The 23775-nt window shown below is 73.4% G+C and carries 21 protein-coding genes; 11 read left to right on the forward strand and 10 right to left on the reverse strand.

The window, feature by feature from the left end; genetic code table 11:
* Positions 1 to 18: 18 nt before the first annotated feature.
* Positions 19 to 306, forward strand: a complete 288-nt coding sequence (locus AMK22_RS16665; protein WP_073785773.1) for a DUF1416 domain-containing protein — start codon at positions 19 to 21, stop codon at positions 304 to 306.
* Positions 307 to 874: 568 nt separating this feature from the next.
* Here the strand turns inward: AMK22_RS16665 and sigJ are convergent.
* Positions 875 to 1801, reverse strand: a complete 927-nt coding sequence (sigJ, locus tag AMK22_RS16670) for an RNA polymerase sigma factor SigJ (protein WP_073785774.1) — start codon at positions 1799 to 1801, stop codon at positions 875 to 877.
* A 100-nt stretch (positions 1802 to 1901) separates the two neighbouring features.
* On the opposite strand from sigJ, the gene AMK22_RS16675 reads away from it, so the two are divergent.
* A complete protein-coding gene (locus AMK22_RS16675) occupies positions 1902 to 2270 on the forward strand; it encodes a hypothetical protein (RefSeq protein WP_073785775.1) in 369 nt (122 codons plus the stop codon).
* A 210-nt stretch (positions 2271 to 2480) separates the two neighbouring features.
* Here the strand turns inward: AMK22_RS16675 and AMK22_RS16680 are convergent, their stop codons facing one another.
* Both AMK22_RS16680 and AMK22_RS16685 read right to left on the reverse strand, forming a co-directional pair.
* Complete coding sequence (locus tag AMK22_RS16680) at positions 2481 to 3002, reverse strand: ATP-binding protein (RefSeq protein ID WP_199883240.1); 522 nt, start codon at positions 3000 to 3002, stop codon at positions 2481 to 2483.
* Positions 3003 to 3185: 183 nt separating this feature from the next.
* Entirely contained in the window at positions 3186 to 3503 is a 318-nt protein-coding gene (locus tag AMK22_RS16685; protein WP_073785777.1) for a hypothetical protein, read from the reverse strand.
* Positions 3504 to 3710: 207 nt separating this feature from the next.
* Here AMK22_RS16685 and AMK22_RS16690 point away from each other — a divergent pair, with 207 nt between their 5' ends.
* The gene (locus AMK22_RS16690; RefSeq protein ID WP_073785778.1) at positions 3711 to 4841 is read left to right on the forward strand and encodes a PLP-dependent cysteine synthase family protein; all 1131 of its coding nucleotides are present in this window, start codon (positions 3711 to 3713) and stop codon (positions 4839 to 4841) included.
* 79 nt (positions 4842 to 4920) lie between these two features.
* Here AMK22_RS16690 and AMK22_RS16695 read toward each other — a convergent pair whose 3' ends face one another.
* The 3 genes from AMK22_RS16695 to AMK22_RS16705 form a co-directional block, all read right to left on the reverse strand.
* The gene (locus AMK22_RS16695; protein WP_073785779.1) at positions 4921 to 5400 is read right to left on the reverse strand and encodes an SRPBCC family protein; all 480 of its coding nucleotides are present in this window, start codon (positions 5398 to 5400) and stop codon (positions 4921 to 4923) included.
* Positions 5401 to 5488: 88 nt separating this feature from the next.
* Positions 5489 to 7000, reverse strand: coding sequence for an SDR family oxidoreductase (locus tag AMK22_RS16700; RefSeq protein ID WP_073785780.1), 1512 nt, complete (start codon positions 6998 to 7000; stop codon positions 5489 to 5491).
* Between the two features lie 163 nt (positions 7001 to 7163).
* The gene (locus tag AMK22_RS16705; RefSeq protein ID WP_073785782.1) at positions 7164 to 7997 is read right to left on the reverse strand and encodes a DeoR/GlpR family DNA-binding transcription regulator; all 834 of its coding nucleotides are present in this window, start codon (positions 7995 to 7997) and stop codon (positions 7164 to 7166) included.
* Positions 7998 to 8176: 179 nt separating this feature from the next.
* Between AMK22_RS16705 and AMK22_RS16710 the strand changes: the two genes are divergently transcribed.
* Positions 8177 to 10579 carry a hypothetical protein gene (locus AMK22_RS16710; protein WP_073785784.1) on the forward strand — a complete coding sequence of 801 codons (2403 nt, stop codon included), beginning with the start codon at positions 8177 to 8179 and terminating at the stop codon, positions 10577 to 10579.
* Here AMK22_RS16710 and AMK22_RS16715 read toward each other — a convergent pair.
* The 3 genes from AMK22_RS16715 to AMK22_RS16725 form a co-directional block, all read right to left on the reverse strand.
* Entirely contained in the window at positions 10549 to 12987 is a 2439-nt protein-coding gene (locus tag AMK22_RS16715; RefSeq protein WP_073785786.1) for a right-handed parallel beta-helix repeat-containing protein, read from the reverse strand. The genes AMK22_RS16710 and AMK22_RS16715 overlap by 31 nt on opposite strands.
* 152 nt (positions 12988 to 13139) lie before the next feature.
* The gene (locus AMK22_RS16720) at positions 13140 to 13748 is read right to left on the reverse strand and encodes an Rv1733c family protein (RefSeq protein WP_073785788.1); all 609 of its coding nucleotides are present in this window, start codon (positions 13746 to 13748) and stop codon (positions 13140 to 13142) included.
* A 277-nt stretch (positions 13749 to 14025) separates the two neighbouring features.
* On the reverse strand, positions 14026 to 14499 hold the full coding sequence (locus tag AMK22_RS16725) for a DUF6643 family protein (RefSeq protein ID WP_073785790.1): 474 nt from the start codon (positions 14497 to 14499) through the stop codon (positions 14026 to 14028).
* Positions 14500 to 14790: 291 nt separating this feature from the next.
* On the opposite strand from AMK22_RS16725, the gene AMK22_RS16730 reads away from it, so the two are divergent.
* Positions 14791 to 16104, forward strand: a complete 1314-nt coding sequence (locus AMK22_RS16730) for a TerD family protein (RefSeq protein WP_073785792.1) — start codon at positions 14791 to 14793, stop codon at positions 16102 to 16104.
* 52 nt (positions 16105 to 16156) lie between these two features.
* On the opposite strand, the gene AMK22_RS16735 is transcribed toward AMK22_RS16730, so the two are convergent.
* Entirely contained in the window at positions 16157 to 17329 is a 1173-nt protein-coding gene (locus AMK22_RS16735; protein ID WP_073785794.1) for a glycosyltransferase, read from the reverse strand.
* 58 nt (positions 17330 to 17387) lie between these two features.
* Between AMK22_RS16735 and AMK22_RS16740 the strand changes: the two genes are divergently transcribed.
* From AMK22_RS16740 to AMK22_RS16765, 6 genes are all read left to right on the forward strand, one after another.
* On the forward strand, positions 17388 to 18173 hold the full coding sequence (locus AMK22_RS16740) for a glutamate racemase (protein ID WP_242434005.1): 786 nt from the start codon (positions 17388 to 17390) through the stop codon (positions 18171 to 18173).
* Positions 18174 to 18233: 60 nt separating this feature from the next.
* Positions 18234 to 18797 (forward strand): hypothetical protein, encoded by a 564-nt coding sequence (locus AMK22_RS16745; protein WP_073785795.1) that lies wholly within the window; start codon positions 18234 to 18236, stop codon positions 18795 to 18797.
* A 92-nt stretch (positions 18798 to 18889) separates the two neighbouring features.
* Complete coding sequence (gene lnt, locus AMK22_RS16750; protein WP_073785796.1) at positions 18890 to 20503, forward strand: apolipoprotein N-acyltransferase; 1614 nt, start codon at positions 18890 to 18892, stop codon at positions 20501 to 20503.
* A 9-nt stretch (positions 20504 to 20512) separates the two neighbouring features.
* The gene (locus AMK22_RS16755) at positions 20513 to 20992 is read left to right on the forward strand and encodes an NUDIX hydrolase (RefSeq protein WP_073785797.1); all 480 of its coding nucleotides are present in this window, start codon (positions 20513 to 20515) and stop codon (positions 20990 to 20992) included.
* A gap of 126 nt (positions 20993 to 21118) precedes the next feature.
* A complete protein-coding gene (locus tag AMK22_RS16760) occupies positions 21119 to 22576 on the forward strand; it encodes a PIG-L family deacetylase (protein ID WP_073785798.1) in 1458 nt (485 codons plus the stop codon).
* A 210-nt stretch (positions 22577 to 22786) separates the two neighbouring features.
* Entirely contained in the window at positions 22787 to 23767 is a 981-nt protein-coding gene (locus AMK22_RS16765; protein WP_073785799.1) for a carbon-nitrogen hydrolase family protein, read from the forward strand.
* Positions 23768 to 23775 lie beyond the last annotated feature (8 nt).

The raw sequence follows: 23775 nt of genomic DNA on the forward strand, positions 1-23775 counted from the left end.
CCAGAAGGACAGGACATCATGTGTGGAGCACAGGCCGGCGGCCCCGACGCCTCGACCATCAAGCCCGGCGAGACGACCATCCAGGGCAGCGTGACGCGTGACGGCGAGCCCGTCGCGGGCTACGTGCGTCTGCTGGACTCGACCGGCGAGTTCACCGCGGAGGTTCCGACCTCGGCGACCGGGCAGTTCCGCTTCTACGCGGCCGAGGGCACGTGGACGGTGCGCGCCCTGGTGCCGGGCGGCAGCGCCGACCGTACGGTCGTGGCGCGGACGGGTGGCCTCTCCGAGGTCGCCATCGCCGTCTGAGTTCCGTCCGGCCGGGCTGTGCGCGGCCGTACGGAACGAAACGAGCGCGGCCGAGCGGGCCGCCTCGCACGGGCCGAAGGGCCGTACCCCAGGGGTTGGACGCTTCTGGCGCGGGTACGGCCCTTCGTGCCGTCCGCACGAACCTGTCGCTGTCGGCACCGGCGGCACGCGCTCACGGGCACGCATCCATGGGCACGACGGCACGTCCGCACGATCGCGTGTTCAGGTGTTCGTGTGGACGGGACCCGCGTGTGCGCACAGGCTGGTCCGCACCGGCGGAAACCGTCCTAGTGCTGTGGCCGGAAAGGTTTGCCGGGAGGCTCGCGGCGTCCGGTGCGGTGCATCGCAAGGCGGAGGATCGCCCTCGTACTGGACGTACTCGGGTGATGCGACAACGCGGCGGGGTGCCGTGCCGGGCGTCGCGAGCCGGTGAACCTTTCCGGTCGCAGCACTAGCGTCGCCCGGGCGAACGCCCGTGCCGGGTCGGCCACGAGGATCCTCGCCACGACCGGGAAGGACCACCTTGTGCGGGGGCGACGCCCGCCCGTCGGCGATTACGGGACCGTCCTCAGCCCTCCCGCGCCCACGGCCGCAGCTTCTCCGGGTTGCGTACCGCCCAGATGCGGCTGACGCGCCCGTCGGAGACCTCGAACGAGGCCACGGTCACGACGACGCCAGCGCGCTGGGCCACCAGGCCCGGCACACCGTTGACCGACCGCTCCAGGAGTTCGAGCCCCGGAGCCTTGTCGGCGATGGCGACCATGTACCGGGCGATGCACGCGCCGCCCTCGACCGGGCGCAGGACGGTGCCGACCATGCCGCCGCCGTCGGCGGTCATCACGGCAGCCGGGTCGAGGAGGCCGACGAGGGCGGCGATGTCCTTGGTCTCCCAGGCCTCTTTGAGGTGCCTCACCACGTCGGCCTGGCCGGCCGCCGCCACCGGAGTGCCGGCGGCGGCCACCCGCCGCCGGGCGGAGGCCGCCAGCTGCTTGCAGGCCGCAGGGGTCCGAACGAGAACACCGGCGATCTCGGCGTACGGGTACCGGAAGACCTCGTGCAGGACGAACGCCACCCGCTCGGCGGGCGTCATCGACTCCAGGACGACGAGGAAGGCCATGGCCACCGACTCGTCCAGAACGATCTGGTCGGCGGGGTCCGCGGGACCGGTGGGGCCGGTGGGGCCGGTGCCGCCCGCGTGGTCCCACTCGGTGCGGTCGGGCAGCGGCTCGGGCAGCCACGCGCCGACGTAGCGTTCACGACGGGCCCGTGCCGACCCGAGCAGGTCCAGGCAGATGCGGCCGGTCACCGTCGTCAGCCAGGCGCCGGGGGACAGGATCTCCTCCTGCCGGCTCCGCGGCAGCCCGTACCACCGTGCGTAGGCATCCTGCACGGCGTCCTCGGCCTCGGTCACCGAACCGAGCAACCGGTACGCGACATTGATCAGTTGGCGCCGCTCGCCGACTATCCCGTCCGCGCCGGCCCCGGCAGTCCCCATGCTTCCGGCCGCCCCTCGCCTTACTTTTCGCGGGCCCGCGTCGTCGGGCTGGTGAGACCTTATCGATCCACTGCCCGAGGGCGGAAAAGGGGACTGTGACATGGCCGATCAGGTGACGGCGAACGCGCGGCGCGGCTCCTCGTTCCTGCGGATCGCGATCGCTCTGCAGACCTTGACCATCTTCCTTCAGGCGGTCTCCGCCGGGCTGCTGCTGACCTCGTCCTACGGGGAGACGATGCACAGCATCGGAGCCCGTGTGATGTACGGGGCGTCGATGCTGTACGTACTCGCGGCGGTGCTGGCGTGGAAGCCGGGCGGCAGCTCGCCCCGGCCCGTCCTTCACGCGTCAGGATTCCTCACGCTCGCCTCGGTCCAGGTCGCGTTGGGCATCGCCCACGTCCCGTCGGTCCACCTCCCCCTGGGTGTCCTGATGTTCGGTCTGAGTGTGCTGGCGCTGTCCCGGCGCTGAGGTCCGACCGCGGGGCCCGTCGGGACTCGACCGGGCCGCCCGCTCCCGGCGATGATCCGGGGAATCGGCTGCGTGTTGAGGCAACGGCTCGATCCGTGTGCCCCGGGCATCGGCCCACCGGCGACGACCTCCGGACCCATCGGCGGCCGGCCGCGCGGGCGGGCCCCTCCGGCTGCGAGCGGGGCCGGGCGGCCGTCGCGGCCGTTCCCGCTATCCGACCACCATCGACCGGGCGACGGACGGAGTGCGGCCCGCCGGGTACGCGGCGGCGTCGGGCTCGAACGGCCCGTCCGTGGTCGCCCCGTACACCGGGTGCGACGGCGGTACGGCGAACCGGGGAGGCGCCGGGAGCGTGAACCAGACGACCTTGCCCGCCCCGCCCCTCGGACGGGCTCCCCAGCTCTCGCTGACGGCGGCGATCAGGGCGAGACCACGCCCCGACGTGCTGAACGCTCCGGCCTCGCGCACCGTCGGCAGCCGCGGGTCGTGGTCGTGGACGGACACCGTCAGCCGTTCGAGCAACAGCTCGACCTCGACTGTGCATGCCTTGTCCGGCTGGGCGTGCCGGTGGACGTTGGTCAGCAGTTCGGTGACGCCCAGCGCCGCATGGTCGATCAAGGGATCGAGATGCCAGTAGCGGAGCTGGGCCGAAATGATTCTGCGGACCTGACCGATCCGCGACGGCAGGGCCTGGAGCTCCACCGTGCAGTGCCTGCTTGGCTCGCTGATCACGGCTGCGACTCCCCGAAATAGGTCCGGAAGAAGACGGAGGAACGGATCCAGCAGACGGCCTGCCGATCCCTGCCGGCGGAGAGGGTCACAGCGTCACCGCCGGTGAACCACGAGTGACGTGTGACCAATGTCGCCCAGGGGACACGGCCTCGCAACTCGCGAGGTGCCGGCGGTGCCGTCCGTTCAGATCATCCGGCCGCCCGCACTGCGCAGCGTCTCCAGGAACCTGCGGGCGGGACCCGTCCGGTCCGGCCCGTGGCCGCGCTGCCCCATCGTCAGTCGGTAGCGCGTCCCGTTGAGGCGCGCCACGGTCGCCCCGGCCCCGGCGAACCACGGCCGGCCCGCGCTCACCGTCCGCACCGGCGCGCTGTCGATCTCCCGTCCGTAGCTGGTCAGCAGGGCCACCCTGCCGTCCTTGACGACCACCTGTCCGGCCCTGGTGAGCGACCGGGCCCACCGTTCGATCCGAACCCCCGTCGCACTGAACTCCGTTTCCTGCATGGCTGCTTCGCCCCCTTCGCATGACTCTGATGGGCAGTCTGCACAAGCCGGGACCGTCGCGCCAGGTCGCGTCCCGGCGCACGGGCGCGCCCGTACCGCGCGCCGGGGCCAAGCCAAGGCTATGGCCCATCAAAGGAAACGTTTGTGCAGGTGAGGGGAATATCGTGGGCGGCGTGGAGTTCCGGTGACACGAGGAGGAGCGCGCCCATGAGCACGGTTCAGCAGGGACACGACCCGGTCGCGGCGACCGCCGACGTCGACCGTTCCGACCCCGGGTACCGGGCCTGGCTCAAGGAAGCCGTACGCAAGGTCCAGGCGGACGCCAACCGCTCCGCCGACACCCATCTGCTGCGCTTCCCGCTGCCCGAGGCGTGGGGCATCGACCTCTACCTCAAGGACGAGTCGACACACCCCACCGGCAGTCTCAAGCACCGGCTGGCCCGCTCGCTCTTCCTCTACGGACTCTGCAACGGCTGGATCCGGCCGGGCAAACCGGTGATCGAGGCGTCCAGCGGATCCACGGCCGTCTCGGAGGCGTACTTCGCCAAGCTGATCGGTGTGCCGTTCATCGCCGTGATGCCCCGCACCACCAGCCCCGAGAAGTGCCGGCTGATCGAATTCCACGGCGGCCGGTGCCACTTCGTCGACGACTCCCGCACGATGTACGAGGAGTCCGCCACGCTCGCCGCCGACACCGGCGGCCACTACATGGACCAGTTCACCTACGCCGAACGGGCCACCGACTGGCGCGGCAACAACAACATCGCCGAGTCGGTCTACCAGCAGCTCAGGCTGGAGCGCTACCCGGAGCCGACCTGGATCGTCGCCACGGCCGGGACGGGCGGCACCTCGGCGACCATCGCGCGCTATGTGCACTACATGCAGTACGACACCCGGATCTGCGTGCCCGACCCGGAGAACTCCTGTTTCTTCGACGGCTGGACCCGGAACGACCCCCTGGCCACCAGTGACTGCGGTTCCCGGATCGAGGGCATCGGCCGGCCCCGAATGGAGCCGAGCTTCGTGCCCGGGGCGATCGACCGCATGATGAAGGTGCCGGACGCGGCCAGCGTCGCCGCCGTACGCGCCCTGGAGACGGCCATCGGCCGCAAGGCGGGCGGCTCCACCGGCACCGGGCTGTGGAGTGCGTTCAAGCTGGTCGCCGAAATGGTGGAGGAGGGCACCACGGGCAGCGTCGTCACGCTCATCTGCGACCCCGGCGACCGCTACCTCGACAAGTACTACTCCGACGACTGGCTCGCCGGGCAGGGACTGGACATCGCCCCGTACGCGGCGACCATCGACTCCTTCCTGAACGGGGGCGGTTGGTCCGGGTAGCCGGGGCGAACGGGCCGGTCCGTACGGCTCGGACCCGGCGCGGTGCCGGCCGCGTCCCGCGCCGGGCCCGCGGCCGCTCTCACTCCGACGACGCGGCCAGCCGCCCGTCCAGCGTGCGCACCGCGTCCCGGAACGCCCGGCCCATTCCGGAGCGGCCCAGCCGCAGGGCGAACCGCAAGGGCCCGGAACCGTCCGCGGCGAACGTCCACCGCACCCGCGTCCCGGCCCCTTCCGGAGTGAGCAGCCACTCCTCCACCAGGGCCCGGATCCCGGGGGTGTTGGCCGCGTCGCCCCGGTAGGCGTACCGCTCGCCGGGATCCGCCACGAGGACCGTCTCGCGCAGGACCGCGCCGCCCCTGAGCCGGACCTCGCGGCCCGCCCCCTCGCCGATGGACCGGGCCGCCGTGACCGCGGCGAACCAGCGCGGCCAGTCCGCCACCTCGTCGGCGAGGGCGCGGTAGACCCTCTCGGGAGGCGCGGACATCCCGGCGGCGAACACCAGGCGCAGAGGAGCGGAATCGACGAAGTCGATCCCCACGGAACGGAGTCGGCGGGACACAGGTGCACCTCCGTGCGGTCGGCAGGGGCGTGCAGGACCGCGCACACCATAGCTGGCGCTCCGTCAGATGTCTTCGTGCGCAAGGCCGTCAGCCCGCCGAGCGTGACGGCGCCGACCGTGCGGCGGCGGTGATGTTACGGGCCATGCCGCCGAACACCACCGCGTGGAACGGCCATACGCTCCACCAGTAGGCATGGCCGAGCAGCCCGCGGGGATGGAACAGTGCGCGCTGCCGGTAGACCGTCCGCCCCCGCTCGTCACGGGCCACCGACAGATCGAGCCACGCCGGACCGGGCAGCCGCATCTCGGCGCGCAGCCGCAGCAGCTCACCAGGAACGATCTCCTCCACCCGCCAGAAGTCCAGCGAGTCGCCCACCCGCAGCCGCTGCCGGTCCCGCCGTCCACGCCGCAGCCCGACACCGCCGACGAACCGGTCGAGCCAGCCTCGTACGGCCCAGGCGAGCGGGAACGAGTACCAGCCGTTCTCGCCGCCGACACCCTCGATCACCCGCCAGAGCGCGTCCGGCGCCACCGGCACCGTCAGCTCCCGTTCGTCGCGGTAGAGCGTGCCGCCCGACCAGTCCGGATCCGTGGGCAACGGATCGCTGGGCGCGCCGGGCACCGACGCCGAGGACCACCGGGTGTCCACCCGCGCCTCCTTGATCCGCTGGAGCGCCAGCCGCAGCGCCTCGTCGAAGCCGAGGGCACCGCCCGGCGGATCGGGCACGTACCGGGCGATGTCGTGTTCGCGGCAGACCACCTCGTGCCGCAGCGACTCCGCCAGCGGCCGGGCGATCGCGGGTGGCACCGGGGTGACCAGCCCGATCCAGAGGCCGGAGAGCCTCGGGGTGAGCACCGGGACGGGCAGGACCAGCCGGTGCGGCAGCCCGGCGACCTCCGCGTACCGGCGCATCATGTCCCGGTACGTCATGACGTCCGGACCCCCGATGTCGAAGGTGCGATTCACCTCGGCGGGCAGCCCGGCGCAGCCGACGAGCCACCGGATCACGTCCCGTACCGCGACCGGCTGGATCGACGTGCGCACCCAGCTCGGCGTGACCATCACCGGCAGCCGCTCCGTGAGATGGCGCAGGATCTCGAAGGAGGCCGAGCCCGACCCGATGACGACCGCCGCGCGCAGCACGGCCGTCGGCACCCCGGAAGCGAGCAGCACACGCCCCACCTCGGCCCGCGACCGCAGATGCGGGGACAGCTCCCGCTCGGGCACCCCGTCCGGGGTGAGCCCGCCGAGATACACGATCCGCCGGACCCCCGCGGCCCGCGCCCGCTCGCCGAAGATCCGGGCCGCCTCGCGGTCCCGCTCCTCGAAGCCCGGCCCGGAGCCGAGCGCGTGCACCAGGTAGTACGCCACGTCCACGTCCCGCATCGCGGCCCGCAGGGAACCGGCGTCCCGGACGTCGGCCGCCACCACCTCGACCCGGTCCGCCCACGGATGGTCGCGCAGCCTCCGGGGATCCCGCACCGCCGCACGCACCTGGTGACCGGCGTCGAGCAGCGCGGGCACGAGCCGCCCGCCGATGTAGCCGGTGGCGCCCGTCACCAGACAGCGAGGCCGCGTACCGTCCGAGGATTCCTTCACCCGCCCGAGTCTTCCACCGGACCGGAGCGCGCGGCCCGGCGAACGACTCCGAACGGCGGCACGTGCCACCCGTACCGGCCCCCGCACCGACGCCGTCGGCACCTCGGCCGGACGCACGTGCCGCACGCGGCCCCGGTGGCCGCCGGGGGAGCCCCGCAGGACCTCAGGCGTCGTCCGGGGCCGGCTCCGCCACCAGCAGGCCCGGCAGATGCTCCGCGATCTCCTCGCGGGTCGCCGCCGACAGCCCCGCGTCCGTCACGAACGTGTCCACCTGGTCCAGTGCGGCGAACGAACTCAGGCCCACCGTGCCCCACTTGGTGTGGTCCGCGACCACCACCACCCGCCGTGCGGACTGGACGAAACGGCGGTTGGTCTCGGCCTCCGCCAGATTCGGCGTCGAGAGACCGGCCTCCACCGAGATCCCGTGCACCCCGAGGAACAGCACGTCGAAGTGGAGCGAGGCGATCGCCTGATCGGCGACCGGACCGACCAGAGAGTCGGACGGGGTCCGCACCCCGCCCGTGAGCACCACCGTGGCGGCTCCGGGGCGTCCCCCGCCCGCCGCGTCGGCACGCTGCGCGGAGTGGAACACGTCCGCGACCCGCACCGAGTTGGTCACCACCGTCAGATCCGGTACGTCCACCAGCCGCCGGGCGAGCGCGTACGTCGTCGTGCCGCCGGAGAGAGCGACGGCGCTGCCCGGCACCACCATCGTCGCCGCCACCCGCGCGATGTCCTCCTTGGCGGTCGGCTCCAGGACCGACTTGGCCTCGAAACCGGGCTCGTGCGTACTGGCCTCGACCACCGGAACGGCGCCGCCGTGCACCTTCTCGATCACACCCCGGCGGGCCAGCGCGTCCAGATCCCGTCGCACGGTCATGTCGGAGACGTTCAGTCTGCGGGTCAGCTCGTTCACCCGGACCCCGCCCCGCCTGCGCACCTCGTCGAGGATCAGGGCACGCCGCTGCTCCGCGAGCAGGTTCTGATTCTCGCTCAACGCCGGTCCGTTCCTTCCCGTCGACCGCCGGTCCCCTGGAAACGGGATCATCCTGCCACGCGGTGTCGTCGGCCGACGCGGTGGGGAGATTCCGTGAGAGCGGCGTGGATCCCGCCGTTCCGCCACGATGCTGGTGACTGTCCATCAGGACTCCCCCCACGAGAGAGCGAGTCACCTCAGTGTCACCTGCCACCCAGGCCCCGTCGCCGGGGCCAGCGCTGGAGCTGCTGGTCCACGGCGTGGGCGGCGCCACCCCCCAGGAGATGCTCGACGACCCCCGCGTGGTCCGGATGACCGGCGACGCGACCGCGGCGGTCTACCGGCGCCCCGGGGACACCGACGCCGAACAGCATCCGGAGCGGTACCGCGACCGGCCCATCGAAGAGGCCTACTGCTGGTCCAACCTCACCTCCGGCAACGGCTCCCGGGCGCTGTGGCTGCTGCTGCTCCCGTTCATGGTCGTCAACCTCGCCCACTGGATGCGCCCCACCGCCCGCGCCCGCACCCGCGCGGTGCGCCTCTACGGCGTCCTCGTCCGGCTCGTCGCGCTCAGCCTCACGATCCTGCTGACCGCGGCCGTGTGCGAGGTCGCCCTCGACCTGACGGCCTGGCAGTGCGCGGGCGCCCCGGACTGCTCGGACCGGCGCTCCTGGCTCGGCTTCCTGTCGTCGGCGCAGGGCGGCTGGTGGTCCCAGCCGGGCCGCCGGCTGGCCCTCGCCGCGTTGGTGCCCACCGCCCTGGTGGGACTGCTGTGGTTCCTGTCCAACCGGACGTGGAGCGCGTACGAGTCGCAGCGCCCGCTCACCGGCTCCGGACCGGGCGGCGACGCCGGGGACGCCGGGGACGGGACCGGCGACGGCGAGGGCGCCCCCGAGCCCGCGGCGCAGGGCCGTCCCGCCCTCGGCAGGCCGGGCTTCTGGTACGGCCGCAGGCTCGTCGCCCGGCTGCGCGCCGCCCACACCGCCGCGGGCTTCCTCACCGTCGCGGCGTTCGTGGCGGGCGCCGCCGCCCGCCACGACCGTGCCGCGCCCGGCCCCGTACCCGGCGTCTTCGGCCGCCTCATCGAGGCGGCCCTGGTCGCGGGCGCCCTGGTCGTGCTCTGGGTCGTCTGCCGCCGCGGGCGCAGCGAACGCCGCCTGGACAACCGGCTCGACCGCGCCCTCGTCACCTATCTGCCGGGCGCCGCCCTGGCCCTGCTCGTCCTCTCCGGGGGGTACGCCGCCTGGTCGCGTCCCGGCTGGGTCTCCACCGGCGCCCTGCCCGGTCACCTCGCCTTCGGCGTCATCACCCTCGCCCAGGTGCTGCTCGTGCTCCTGCTCGCCGGGGTGGCCCTCGGCCTCTACCGCAGGACACCCGAACCCCGCACCGTCCTGCACGGACTGGGCGGGCCGGTGGTGGCCATGCTCGCCTGCGCGCTCGGCGGCGTCATGACCGGCGGGGTCGCCCAGCGCGTCGCCGACTGGCTCGACGGCTCCGGCACCCCCGGCACGGCCGGTGCCGTCATCGAGGGACCGCCGGTGCTGCTCAGCTGGCAGGCCGCGGTCATCCCGGTCCTGCTGGCGCTGCTGGTCCTCCCCGGCCTCCTGCTCCTCGTCCGCACCTGGCTCACCGTGCGCGCCCTGGAACCGGTGATCGACCGGGAGTACGGCAAGGAGCGGCCGGACCCCGCCCGGACGCGGCAGATCGCCCGGATCCGGGCCGCGGCGGCCCTCACCGACTCCGCCCCCGCATTCGTCGGCCCGGTCGCGGGCGCCACGCTGCTGCTGGGCGCGGCGGCGGTCTGCGGCGCCTGGGCCGGCGGAGAGGTTCCCGGGGTCGCGCTGAAGGGGAGCGGGCCGTTCGTCGAGGGAGTGGCCGAGGCGGCCCAGTCCACCGGCTCCTGGCTCATCGGGTTCGGGTTCATACTGTTCGTCACCTGGGGGCGCCGGGCCTACCGCGACGCCTCCGCGCGGCGCACGATCGGCATTCTCTGGGACGTCGGGACGTTCTGGCCGCGCGCCGCGCACCCCTTCGCGCCGCCCTGCTACGCCGAGCGCGCCGTCCCGGACCTGGTGTCGCGGATGTCCGGCTGGACCGGGCTCACCGGTGGCCGACTCGTCATCTCCGGCCATTCCCAGGGCAGCGTCCTCGCCGCGTCGGCGGTCTGGCAACTGCCCGCGCGGACGCGTAGCCGGGTCGCCCTGCTCACCTACGGCTCACCGATCGAGCGCCTGTACGGGCGCTGGTTCCCGGCCTACTTCGGCCCCGGACCGCTGCACGGCCTGCATCGCACCGTGAACTGCTGGCGCAACCTCTGGCGGGCCACCGACCCGATCGGTGGCCGGGTCGGGCTCGACGAGGCGCCGGGGCCCGCGGTGGACCGGGGGCCGCTGAAGGACCCCCTGGTCTACGGGCGCACGCCCGAACACCCGCTGCCCGAGCCCGTCCTGGGGCACTTCGACTACCAGGCCGACCCGGTCTTCGCCGAGGAGCGGACCGCGCTGCTCGACCGCCTCGGCCCCCTCCTGCCGCGTCAGGCGGCGGCGGACGGGGCCGCGAAGTCCCCGCGTTCTCAGGGGAGTTCGGGGAGATCCTCCGGGTAGAGCAGGCTGAGGTCGTCCGTGCTCGGCGCGGAGAGCTGGGCGACCCGGCCCGCGTGCCGCTCCACCATCGACTCGAACGTCCCCCGCGCGGTGCGGCCGTTGCCGAAGGCCGGGCCCTTGGGCAGTTCGGTGAAGTACTTCAGCAGTGCCTCACCGGTCCCGGGGGCCAGGCTGTACTCGTGCTCCTCGGCCTGCTGCTCGACGATCCGGAGCAGCTCGGCGGGCTCGTAGTCGCCGAAGGTGATGGTCCGTGAGAACCGCGATGCCACACCGGGGTTGACGGTCAGGAACCGCTCCATCTCGTGGGTGTACCCGGCGACGATCACGACCACCGCCTCCCGCTGGTCCTCCATCAGCTTCACGAGCGTGTCGATCGCCTCCCGGCCGAAGTCGCGGCCGGAGTCCTCCGGTGACAGGGCGTACGCCTCGTCGATGAACAGCACCCCGCCGCGCGCCCGGTCGAACGCCTCCTGGGTACGGATGGCGGTCGACCCGATGTGCTCACCGACCAGATCGACGCGGGACACCTCCACCAGATGTCCCTGCTCCAGCACCCCGAGAGAGGCGAGGATCTCGCCGTACAGCCGGGCCACGGTGGTCTTGCCGGTGCCGGGGGAGCCGGTGAAGACGAGGTGACGCCGCACCGACGCCGCCTTGAGGCCGGCCTCAAGGCGGCGACGGCCGACCTCGATCATGTCGGTGAGGGCGCGGACCTCCCGCTTGACGCTGTCCAGACCCACCAGGGCGTCCAGTTCACCGAGGACGGTGTCCGAGTCGCGCACCGGGCGGGCGGGCGACGCCTCGGCCGGCGCGGGATCCGCGGCACGGGGACCGGGGACCGCCCCGAGCAGCCCGGGGGAGGCCGGCTGGGTGGCGGTCAGCACGGCGGGTGGCGCAGGGGCGGGGGAGCGCAGCGCGCTCTCGTCGCTGGTGCAGTCCTCCACGACGGGCCCCGCGCCCTGGCCGTCGCCGTGCTGACCGCCCTCGGCGAACTCGTAACCGCCGCGGGCGCAGCGCTCGGTGCGGCACCGGGTCAGTGTCGTGCGGCAGCCGTCCATCACATGGAAGCCGTAGCCCTCGCTGCCGGTGACCCGGCAGCCGTGGAAGGTGCCGCGGCCTTCGGCGGAGACGTAGAAACCGGCCTCGGTGGGCGAGGTGACCGTGCACCGCTCGATCGCCGGGTCCGCGCCCTTGGTGACGATCACCCCGGTCTGTACCGTGTCGATGGTGCAGTTGTTCAGCGTGCCGCCGCTGCCGTGGTCGCGGAACCAGGCGCCGGTGGACGCCTCGCGGACGCGGCAGTCGTCGAGCTGGGCCGTCGCACCGTCGCTCACGGACACGGCGGTGTTGCGGATCTGGGAGAGGTCGCTGTCGACGACGTCGGCGCGGGAACCCCGGTCGAGCACGAACAGGGCGTCCGGCACGTCGTGGACCCGGCAGGAGTCCAGTATCACCGTCGCCCCGTCGCTGACCCAGACCGCGGGGTAGTCGCCCGTGCTGTCGTGGATCTCGCACTGGTTGGCGTCGACACGGGTGCCCGGATCCCAGACCGAGAGCCCGTTGCGGCCGAACCGGCGCACGGTGGAGCGGGTGAGGGTGAGGACCGAACGGGACCTCAGATCCACCGCGTTCTCCGGGATGTCGTGGATGTCGCAGTCGGCCAGGGTCAGTACGGCGTCGGTGTCGAGCGTGACCCCGTCCGCCGAGGTGCGGTGCACCGTGCAGTCGGTGAGATGGGCCGCGGCACGGGCCGACACCTGTATCCCGCTGCCCTTGATCTCGTACACCTCGCAGCCGACGGCCTCCAGGCCGCTGCCCTCGCCGGTGACGCTCAGTCCCGAGCCCGAGGCGTGATGGACCCGGCAGCGCTCCAGCCGCGGGTGCGCGCCGTCGCGCACCGAGACGCCGGCCTGTCCGGCCGAGACGACCTCGCACTGCTCGAACACCCCGCCCGCGCCGTCGAGCACGGCGATGCCGGCCCCCGCGGGGTTGTCGACCGTGCAGCGGCGCACCGTCGGCCGGCCCGTGCCGCGCACCTCGATCCCGGCGGCCGAACGCGTGACGATCCGCAGGTCCGCGAGTTCCGGTGCCCCGTCCTCGACGAGCAGTGCCGGGGCCGTCGAGTCCTGGCCCTCCACGTGCAGGTCGGTGACGACGGCGGAGGCGCGGACGGTCAGCGGGACGCCGTCGGGCGGTGCGATCCGCACCGAGCCGACCGAGCCCTCGGGCCCGCGCAGCGTCACCGCGCGGTGCAGGACCAGGTTCTCCCGGTAGGTGCCCGGCGCGACGGTGAGGACGTCACCTTCCGCGGCGGCCTCCAGGGCCGCGGTGAGGGTGGGGTATTCGCCTGTGCGGCGCCGCCACCGCGATGTGCCGGTGTGTGTCACCTGGACCGTGCCCTGTGCCATGGCGCTGCTGTGCCCCCACCTCGTGCGTGTGTGATGCCCGTGTCACCGGCCTTCGGGCAGCGGCGCCCACGGGTCCGCCCGCCGAGGAAGCGGGCGGGCCGGTCCACCGTAGCGCGCGCGGCGGGCGGGAGTTGACCCGATCGGCCCGCCGATCAGGTCCCTGTCCCGGTCCTGCCCCAGTCGGGACCGGCCTCGGCCCAGGTGCGGTCGATGAGGGCGTGCCGTGCGCGGACCATGTGCCGGACGATCAGGCGACGGACGCACTCGATCAGACCGGCGGCGAGCATCGCCGCCCCGAGACCGGCCAGCACCGCGTGCGCACGGGCCGTCGGGACGTCCATGGGACGCGCCACGACGCGGCCCGCGCGGTCCGTCCAGATCCTCACCCCGGTCCCGGGGGCGGCCCTCCCGGGCGGCGCGGCCACCGTGCCGCGCCGTTCCGTGCCGTCGGGTGCCCGCCATCGCACCACCACCGAGGTCCGTGCGGTGCGGTCCGACACCCCCTCGGGATCGGCGACGACGCGGGACGACGCCGATGCCGGGCCGAGCACGACCGCCGTCGTGGCGCGTCGTTCCGCCCGCTCGGCGCGCGCCGAGCCCTGCAGGCTCTCGTCCGTGAGCACCCCGCACACCCCGCCCAGGGCCGGTGCCACCAGCGTCATGAGGAGGAGGGCGGCCAGGGCCACCCACGCCTCGCGCCGGTCGGTGGCGCGGCACAGGGGACTGCGCCGCCAACGCCACACTCCCGCTGCCGCTCGCACGGTTCCGCACCCCCTTCCGTGTCCGTCGTGGCCCGATGCGGCACGCCTCGCGTTTTGAAGCGGTGAGGGGAGAGCGACGCCACCCGCAGCGCGGTCGACGCGCCGACCGTGCGCGCGGGTTCCCGGGGGAACGGGGGCGGCGGCACATCGGGAGCGGGCGAGTGGGCCGTCGGCGAGATCCGCCCGCCCCGGGAACGACGAGGTCGTCGGCGAGTCCCCATGGCTCGACGACGACCTCGGTGCGACCTTGCGCGACTCCCGCTCGGTACGGTCGGACTCAGTACCCCCGGCCCGGGTAGGGACGGTTGTACGGGTCCTCGTACGGGGAGGGCGCCGGGGCGGGGCGCGGTGACGCCGGGCGCATCGCCTCGTACCCGGTGGCGGGCGCGGGCCGCTGCTGCTGCGGCGGATGGGGCGCCGGGTACCCGCCGCGGGCCGCGCCCGGCTGCTGCGGGATGTACGGCGCCGGGGCGTTCTGCAGCTGCGGGGGCTGCGTCGGCGCGAATCCCTGCTGGGGCGGCTGCTGGTAGCCGTACGACGGCGCGGGCTGGGAGGGTGCCGCCGGGAGAGCGGGCAGCGCCGCCGGGAGGGCCGGCAGATTGCTGCTGCCGGTGTCATAGGCGGCAGGCACTCGGATCGGAGCGATCTGAGGGGTGCCCCGCTCCGCGACCAGGGAGTCGTAGATCGGAGTGTCGGGGAACGACGACGCAGCGTAGTAGCCGCTGCCGTAGGTGGAGCGGGGGGACGTCATGCCACCTAAGTTAAGCCCACGACGAGGCGGTTGGGGAGTCCGACAAGAGGGTTGTTTTGCGTGGTGTGGGGGAACCTCGTTCCCCAATCCGAGCGAACTTGGGAAAAAGGGGCACCAAAGTGTGTTGGGTTCGTGTAAAGACGTCAGTTTCTGGTGGATGAACGGCTGATCACCGGACGTCTTGCCGGGCATGAACGGCAGATCTCCGGACTCCTTGCGCACCGATGCGCGATCCGCGGCCGACGGGGCATTAGGTTGGCGGAGAATGGCCTTCGGTCAGCCGGACTCGCGATGGGGGCGATCATGACCATGCTAAAAGGCGCCAATGTTCCGGTGCCGGCCCGATCCGTACGGGTCGAATTGGGGTGGCGCGCATCTCCAGGGACGCCGGACGTGGACGGATCGGCACTCCTGCTCGTATCGGGAAAGGTGCGCGACGACGCCGACTTCGTCTTTTACAACCAGCCCGCCCACGCCTCCGGCGCAGTACGCCACGAGGGCCGGAGGACCACCGGTGACGGGGCGACGGACAACCTCGCCGTCGACCTGGCGCGTGTCGAGCCGGCCATCGAGCGCGTGGTCCTGGCGGCCTCCGCGGACGGCGGCACCTTCGGCCGGGTGGCGGGACTGTACATACGGATCACGGATGCGGCGGACGGATCGGAGATCGCCCGCTTCGACAGCACGGACGCCACCGTCGAGACCGCGTTCATCCTCGGCGAACTGTACCGGCGTCAGGGCAACTGGAAATTCCGCGCAGTCGGCCAGGGTTACGCCACCGGTCTGGAGGGCCTGGCGACGGACTTCGGAATTTCCGTCGATGAACCCCAGCGTCCCCAGGCGTATCCCCAACCGCAATCGCCTCAACAACCCCAACAGACAACGCGGGTGGACCGAGTGCCCCCGATCCCGCCGGTTCCGCCGGCCCCGCCGGCAACGCCTCCGGCCCCTTCCGCTCCCGCCCCCGTCCGGCTGACGAAGGTCACGCTCACCAAACAGGCGCCGTCGGTCTCTCTCGCCAAACAGGGCGGAACTTCCGGACTCCTCCGCGTCAATCTCAACTGGGAAGTCCGCAAACAGTTCACGGGCTGGGGAAGCAAACTCGGCAGGGCGGTCGCCCACCACGCGGATCTCGATCTCGACCTGTGCGCCCTGTACGAACTCACCGACGGCCGCAAGGGAGTCGTGCAGGCGCTCGGGAACGCGTTCGGAGCGCTCCGGCAGCCCCCGTACATCCACCTCGACGGCGACGACCGCACCGGCGCCGTCGCCACCGGCGAGAACCTCACCGTCAACCTCGACCAGAAGGACAGGTTCCGCCGCGTCCTGATCTTCGTCACCATCTACGAGGGCGCCCGGAGCTTCGCCGACCTCCACGCGACCGTCACCCTCCAGCCCCAGCACGGTGCCCCGATCGACTTCTCCCTCGACGAATGCACCGTCCCGTCCACCGTCTGCGCCCTCGCCCTCCTCACCAACGACGGGGGAGACCTCACCGTGCAGCGTGAGGCCCGCTACCTCGTGCCCCAGCGCGGAGTCAGCCCGCAGCGCACTATCGACTACGCCTACGGGTGGGGAATGAACTGGACGCCCGGCCGCAAATGACCTCCCGGACGTCCGGACGGGACCGATGCCATCGGCCCATGACCGGCTCCGCTCACCGGTCCGGCGCGGCCTCGGGACGGGCGTACGTACGCCCCTTCCAGGCCGCGCCCCGGCCCCGGTGGTGCCGCACCGCCGAGTCGACCGTCATCAGCAGGTACAGCAGGGCGGTGAACGGCAGCAGCGGCGCGGACCACGGCGACTGCCGGTAGTAGCGCAGCATCGGCAGATACGTCCCCGTCATCACGGCCCACGCCGCGCCGCCCGCCCACGCCGCCACCGGGTCGCCGCCCAGCAGCCCGGCGACGAGCGCGACCGGCGGCGCCAGGTACACCAGCGCCAGCCCCAGCACCGTCCCGAGGAGCAGCACCGGACTGTGCCGCAGCTGGGTGTACGCGCTCCGCGACACCATCCGCCACAGATCGGCCAGCCGCGGGTACGGCCGCACGCTGTCCACCCGCTCCGCGAGCCCCAGCCAGATCCGCCCGCCGCCGCGCCGCACCGCCCGCGCCAGTGACACGTCGTCGATCACCGCCTGCCGGATCGACTCCGGCACCCGGGCCCGGTCCGCGGCCTTTGTCCGCAGCAGCACGCACCCGCCCGCCGCCGCCGCGGTGCGCGCCCCCGCCCGGTTCACCCACCGGAACGGGTAGAGCTGCGAGAAGAAGTACACGAAGGCGGGCACGACCAGGCGCTCCCAGACGCTCGACACCCGCAGCCGGGCCATCTGCGAGACCAGGTCGAAGCCGCCCGACACGGCGGCGGAGACCAGCTCCCGCAGGCTGTCCGGTTCGTGCGCGATGTCGGCGTCCGTCAGCAGCAGGTACTCCGGCCGCCGGGCGCGGGCCAGCGCCATCCCGTGCCGCACCGCCCAGAGCTTGCCGGTCCAGCCCGGCTCCGGCTCGCCGGGCGACGCCACCGTCACCGGCAGCCCCCCGTACCGCACGGACAGCGCGCGGGCGACGTCACCGGTCCCGTCCTCGCTGCAGTCGTCGACGACGAAGACCTCCGCGACACCCGGATAGTCCTGCGTCAGCAACGACGGCAGACTCACGGGTAACATGTCTGCTTCGTCACGTGCGGGCACGACGATCGCGACCGAGGGCCAGCGCTCCGGGGCCCGGCGGACCGGCATCCGCTGATCGGTGCGCCAGAAGAACCCTTGTCCCAGCAGCAACCACACCCACGCGGCCAGCGAACCCATGGCGATCCAGGCAACGGCACTCATTCGCCGCAGTCTGCCCCACTGCGGAGGAATCGCAAGGGCGGTCGACTATGGTGACCGGGTGAAGATCGCGCTCATGGACTCGGGAATCGGCCTCCTCGCGGCAGCCGGGGCGGTACGCAGGCTGAGACCCGACGCCGATCTCGTGCTCTCCTGCGATCCCGGCGGCATGCCCTGGGGCCCGCGTACGCCCGAGGACCTCACCGCCCGTGCGCTGGACGTGGCCCGCGCCGCCGCCGCCCAGCGGCCGGACGCGCTGATCGTCGCCTGCAACACGGCCTCCGTGCACGCCCTGCCGACCCTGCGCACCGAACTGGAACCCGGGCTGCCGGTCATCGGCACCGTCCCCGCCATCAAGCCGTCCGCCGCGAGCGGCGGCCCCGTCGCGATCTGGGCCACCCCCGCCACCACCGGCAGCTCCTACCAGCGCGGACTCATCCGGGAATTCGCGGACTGCGTCGACGTCACCGAGATCCCGTGCCCCGGGCTCGCCGACGCCGTGGAACACGCGGACGAGGCGGCCGTCGACCGCGCCGTCGCCGCGGCCGCCGCGCTCACCCCGCGTGAGGCCCGCGCCGTGGTCCTCGGCTGCACCCACTACGAACTGGTCGCCGAACGCATCCGCGCCGCCCTGCGGGAGCGCGGCCTGCCCCCCGTCGCGCTGCACGGGTCCGCCGGTGCCGTCGCGGCCCAGGCACTGCGCCGTATCGGGGTCGCACCCGCTCCGTCGGCCCAACCGGCCGGCGCTCTCACCGTCCTCCTCGGAGGACACCCCGGCGACCTGCCGCGGGCCGCCCTGGCCTACGCCGAGGGGCGGCTGCTGGGGGCCGTCACCTCCGCCCGCTGACCCGGATCCGGGCCCTCGGAGGCGTCCCCGGCATGCGGTCCCCTGAGTACGCTGCTTGACATGAGGGACCACCCCCGAGAACCGAGGCACGCCGGGTCCGAGCCCGACTCCGACGTCTGGGTCGGCCGGGCCACCAACCGGGTCCAGTGGGTGCTGGCCGCCGCGGGCGCCGCCTGCCTGGCGCTCGGCGTCCAACTGGCCGTCACCTCCGACTGGGCCACCGGGCGCGCCCCGCTGCTGATGTCCGTGATCGGCTGCGTGGCCGTCGGACTGCTCATGCTCTTCGGCACCCTCGCCTTCGTGAACGTGGCCGTCAGGGTCGACGGCGACGCCCTGGAGGTGCGCTGCGGCCACATGGGCCTGCCGCGCCGCCGGATCCTGCTGACCCATGTGGTGGGCGCGGAGTTCGCACCCCGGGTCACCCCCCGGCAGTGGGGCGGCTGGGGCTACCGCTGGCGCCCCGAGCAGGGCACCGCCGTCGTGGTCCGCAGGGGCGAGGGCCTGGTGCTCCGGCTCGGCGACGGCCGGACGTTCACCATCACCGTCGACGACGCGGAGACGGGCGTGCGGTTCATCCGCGAACGGCTGCGCCTGCCGAGGACGGGCGCGGCGACCGGAGGCTGACCGGGCACGCGGCGGGGGAGGCGGCGCCCCGGAGCCGGTGCCGACCGGACGGGACTGACGGGCGCACAGCCGATGACCGTAGACTCCGCCGGGTGAGCGCCACCATCACGTCGGTCGACGACCCGCAGCAGCCCGCACCCGCCCCCGCGTCCCCGCGCGGACGGCTGATCCCCGGCCTCGTACGGTCCGTGGCGGCCGTCGTCTCCGGCGTACTGCTGTACCTGAGCTTCCCGCCCCGGCCCCTGTGGTGGCTCGTCCTGCCGGGCTTCGCGCTGCTCGGCTGGGTGCTCCACGGACGCCGGCCGCGCGCCGGGTTCGGTCTCGGTCTGCTCGCCGGGCTCGGGTTCATGCTGCCGCTGCTGCACTGGACGGGCGAGGAGGTGGGCCCGGTGCCGTGGCTGGCGCTCGCCGCGGCCGAGGCGCTGTTCGTCGCCGTGGGCTGCGCCGGGATCTCCGCCGTCTCCCGCCTCGCCTGTTGGCCGCTGTGGGCGGCGGCGGTCTGGGCCCTGGACGAGGGGATCCGGGCCCGGGTGCCGTTCGGCGGCTTCCCCTGGGGAAAGATCGCCTTCGGGCAGGCGGACAGCGTGTTCCTGCCGCTCGCGGCGGTGGGCGGCACGCCGCTGCTCTCCTTCGCCGTGGTGCTGTGCGGCTTCGGCCTCCACGAGGCGCTGCGCCGCTTCCGCGCGTACCGGAAGACGCGCGAGATCCCCCGGGGTGCCGTCGCCGCCACGGCGGCCTGCGTCCTCGCCCCCGTCGCCGCCGCGTTCGCCGCGTGGCCGCTGGTGGACGACTCGGCCGAGGACGGCACCGCCACCGTCGCCGCCATCCAGGGCAATGTGCCCCGGCTCGGACTCGACTTCAACGCCCAGCGCCGCGCCGTCCTCGACAACCACGCCCGCCGCACCGAACAGCTCGCCCGGGACGTGAAGGCGGGCAAGGCGCCCCGGCCCGACTTCGTGCTGTGGCCGGAGAACTCCTCCGACCTCGACCCGTACCTCAACGTGGACGCCCGGTACGTCATCGACAACGCGGTGAAGGCGATCGGCGCGCCCACCGTGATCGGTGCGGTGCTCGCACCCGACACGGGCAAACTGCGCAACACCCTCATCCAGTGGGAGCCGGGGAAGGGGCCCGTCGCCACCTACGACAAGCGCCACATCCAGCCGTTCGGCGAGTACATCCCGATGCGCTCCGTCGCCCGCCTCTTCAGCTCCGACGTGGACCGGGTGCGGCGGGACTTCGGCCCCGGGAGCAAGGTCGGCGTCTTCGACCTGTCCGGCACCCCCGTCGGGCTGGTGACCTGCTACGAGGCCGCGTTCGACGACGCGGTGCGGGACACCGTCGACCACGGCGCCCGGCTGATCGCCGTCCCCAGCAACAACGCCACCTTCGGGCGCAGCGAGATGACCTACCAGCAGCTCGCCATGTCCCGGGTCCGGGCGGTCGAGCACAGCAGGTCCGTCGTCGTCCCCGTCACCAGCGGGGTCAGCGCGATCATCCGTCCCGACGGCACCGTCGTCCAGCGGACGAAGCTGTTCACCCCGGCCGCGCTCGTCGACGAGGTGCCGCTGCGGTCCTCGCAGACGCCCGCCACCCGCCTGGGCGTGCTTCCGGAAGCAGTGCTCGCGCTGATCGCCGCGGCGGGGCTCGGCCGGACCGTCGTCCGCGCGGTACGGCTCCGCCGGGCGGGACGCGACACCGTCTAGGGTCGAGCCATGGGTACTCCTGACTTCATCCGCCGGATCCGCGCCACCGCGGGCCATCAGTTGCTCCTGCTGCCGGGGGTGACCGCCGTGGTCCTCGACGACGAGGGCAGAGTGCTGCTCGGGCGGCGCTCCGACACCGGCCGATGGGCCCTGATCGGGGGCATCTGCGAGCCGGGCGAGCAGCCCGCGGCGACGGCCGAGCGCGAGGTGTACGAGGAGACCGCCGTGCACTGCGTGGCGGAGCGGGTGGTGCTCACACAGGCCCTCGAACCGGTCGAGTACGCCAACGGGGACCACTGCCAGTACCTCGACGTCACGTTCCGCTGCCGGGCGACGGGCGGCGAGGCACGGGTGAACGACGACGAGTCGCTGGAGGTGGGCTGGTACCCGGTGGACGCGCTGCCGCCGCTGAACGAGTTCTCGCGGTTCAGGATCAAGCAGGCGCTGACCGACGAACCCACCTGGTTCGAGCCCACCGCCCGGCCCTGACCACGGCATCCCGCCGGGGCCCCGGCCCTTTCGCCGGGCCCCCGCGCACCACGTCCGACCCGCCGACCGGGTGTGCCGTGCGGCGGGTCGGTTGGCTCCGGGCAGCCGCCCGGTGATCATCCGCAGATGGACCACCACGCGCGCGAGAACACCCGGGACGGCCGGGGCGGCCACCGCCTCGTCCGCCGCACGCTCGCGGCGGCCGCGGTGCTCTGCGCCCTGCTCGGCCCCGCCGCCGCGCCCGCCCCGACCCCCGGCCCCGGCACGGCGGCCGCGCCGCAGACGGAGCCGCTCCGGTGCCGGCGCACCCTGGTGGGCGTGGCGCACCCCGACGACGACCTGTTCTTCCTGAACCCGGACATCGCGCGGACGATCCGGGCGAGATGCCCGGTCCACACCGTGTACCTGACCGCCGGGGACGACGCCGTCCGCGACCGTACGCGGGCGCTGGAGTACGTGGACCGCAGGGAGTACGGGGTACGGGCCGCCTACGCGTCCATGGCCGGGGCCGCCGACGGCTGGAAGCGGTCCGACGTACGGACCGGCGGCCTCCGCGTCCGTTCGTTCCTGCTGGCCGGCCGGCCGGTCGGCGCAGGCATCCGGCTCACCTTCCTCGATCTCCACGACGGGCTTCCGCATGGCGAGGAGCCCGACAGCGTGCTCAGGCTCTTCGACGGGAGCAGGCACAGCGTCCGCGGGTTCCCGGACGGCCCGGCCTACACCGAGGAACGGCTCGTCGCCACGCTCCGCGCCCTGGCCGGGACGGACCGCGCGGAACGGATCCTGACCATGGACCACGACAACGCGTCCTTCGCGTTCGGTCTCGGCGGCGGCGTCGACCACAGCGACCACGGCATCACCGCCCGGTACTTCAGGAGAGTGGGCTACGCCCTCGGGATCCCCGTCACCTCGTACCTCGGCTACCGGATGTCGGCGCTGGACGCGGACCTGACGCCCGCACAGGCCGCGGAGAAGGAGCGGGTGGTGCGCTGGTACGTCGCCCGGCGCCGGTGCCGCGCCACCGGCGCCTGCGCCGAGGTGCCGCCCTACCACGGTCCGCTCCAGGAGGACTGGAACCTGTGGATCCGTCGGCAGTACCCGCAGACGCACCGCTCTCCGGGGCCCGGCGAGGTCCTCGGGGACATCGGACGGACCACGTACGCCGCCGGTCCCGACCCGGCCCGGTGCCTCGACGCGGCGGGCACGCCGGCGAAGTCCCGGGAGGTCCGCATCCGCGCGTGCGACGGATCCCCGGCCCAGCGCTGGCGGATGCGGAGCGACGGCACCGTCGGCCTGTGGGGCGAGCCGCACTCCTGCCTCACGGCCGTCGGTGCGGGGGCCGCGCTCGAACCCTGCCGGGGCGGCGCCGCGGACCAGGCATGGACCCGGGTGCCGTGGCGGAGCACGACATGGAAACGCGCGGCATGGCGGATCGAGAGCGCCGCCGACCACCGCTGCCTGTACCAGGACGACCGTGAACTGCCCGCCCGCTGGGACAGCCGGGACCGCCTCGACCCCCGGCTGGTCCGCACCGGCTGCTCCGGGCCGGCCCGCCCCGAACAGTACTGGCGGTGGGGCGGCTGACGAGCCGGTCGTGCCGGTACCGGCACACGCGGCGGTGATCGATGGCACACTGCCACCGACCGACCCGCCCACGCACCCGGGTCCGACGCGTCCCGGCGCCGCCCCAGAGGTTTCGGCGGCCGTCCGGGTCGCCGGTCCCGCGGTGCGTCACCGTCTTCGAGGAGGGGCCTCGTGCCGTCCCCCGTTCCCAGAAAACGAACCGTCGCCGCCGTGCATGCCGCGCCCGTGTTCATGGACACCGAGGCGACCCTCGACAAGGTCGTCGGCCTCGTCGAACGGGCCGGCCGGGAGGGCATCGACCTGCTGGTGTTCCCCGAGACCTTCGTGCCGGGCTACCCGTACTGGATCGAGGCGTACGCCCCGCTGGACCAGCAGGCCGCCAACGCCGCCTACGCCGAGGCGTCCGTCGAGGTGCCAGGCCCGGGGATCGACCGGGTCCGGTCCGCCTGCCGCCGTGCCGGGGTCGGTACGGTCCTCGGCGTCAGCGAACGGCTCGCGGGCACCCGCACCTGTTTCAACAGCCAGGTCTTCATCGACCCCGACGGCACCCTGCTCGGCGTGCACCGCAAGCTCCAGCCCACCTACGCCGAACGGATGGTGTGGGCCCAGGGCGGCGGCTCGACGCTCGGCGTGTTCGACAGCTCCCTGGGCCGGATCGGCGGTCTGGTCTGCTGGGAGCACACCATGAACCTGGCCCGGCAGGCCCTCGTCGTCCAGGGCCAGGAGATCCACGCGGCGGCCTGGCCCGGTCTGTCCACCATGGCGGGCTTCGAGGCCGTCGCCGACATCCAGATCGACGCCATGATGAAGACGCACGCGCTCACCGCCCAGTCCTTCGTCGTCGCCGCGGGCAACCCCGTCGACGAGACGTGCCTGCGCTGGATGGCGGACACCGTCGGACCGCAGAAGCACATCACCGGGGGCGGCGGCTGGTCGGCCGTGATCCACCCCTTCAACCAGTACCTGGCGGGCCCGCACACCGGCCCGGAGGAAAAGCTCGTCGCCGCCGCGATCGACCTCGCCGACATCGACGCCGTCAAGGTCTGGGTCGACTCGCGCGGCCACTACGCGCGACCGGAGATCCTCGGCCTGCGCGTCGACCGGCGACCGCTCTGGCACGACGAGGGCCGCCGCGAGTGGCCCGCCGTCCCGTACGAGGACGCGGGCCCGCCCACGCACGACACGGACTGAGTCCCCGT

Origin of the sequence: Streptomyces sp. CB01580, from assembly GCF_001905795.1 — a bacterium.
Taxonomy (GTDB): Bacteria; Actinomycetota; Actinomycetes; order Streptomycetales; family Streptomycetaceae; genus Streptomyces.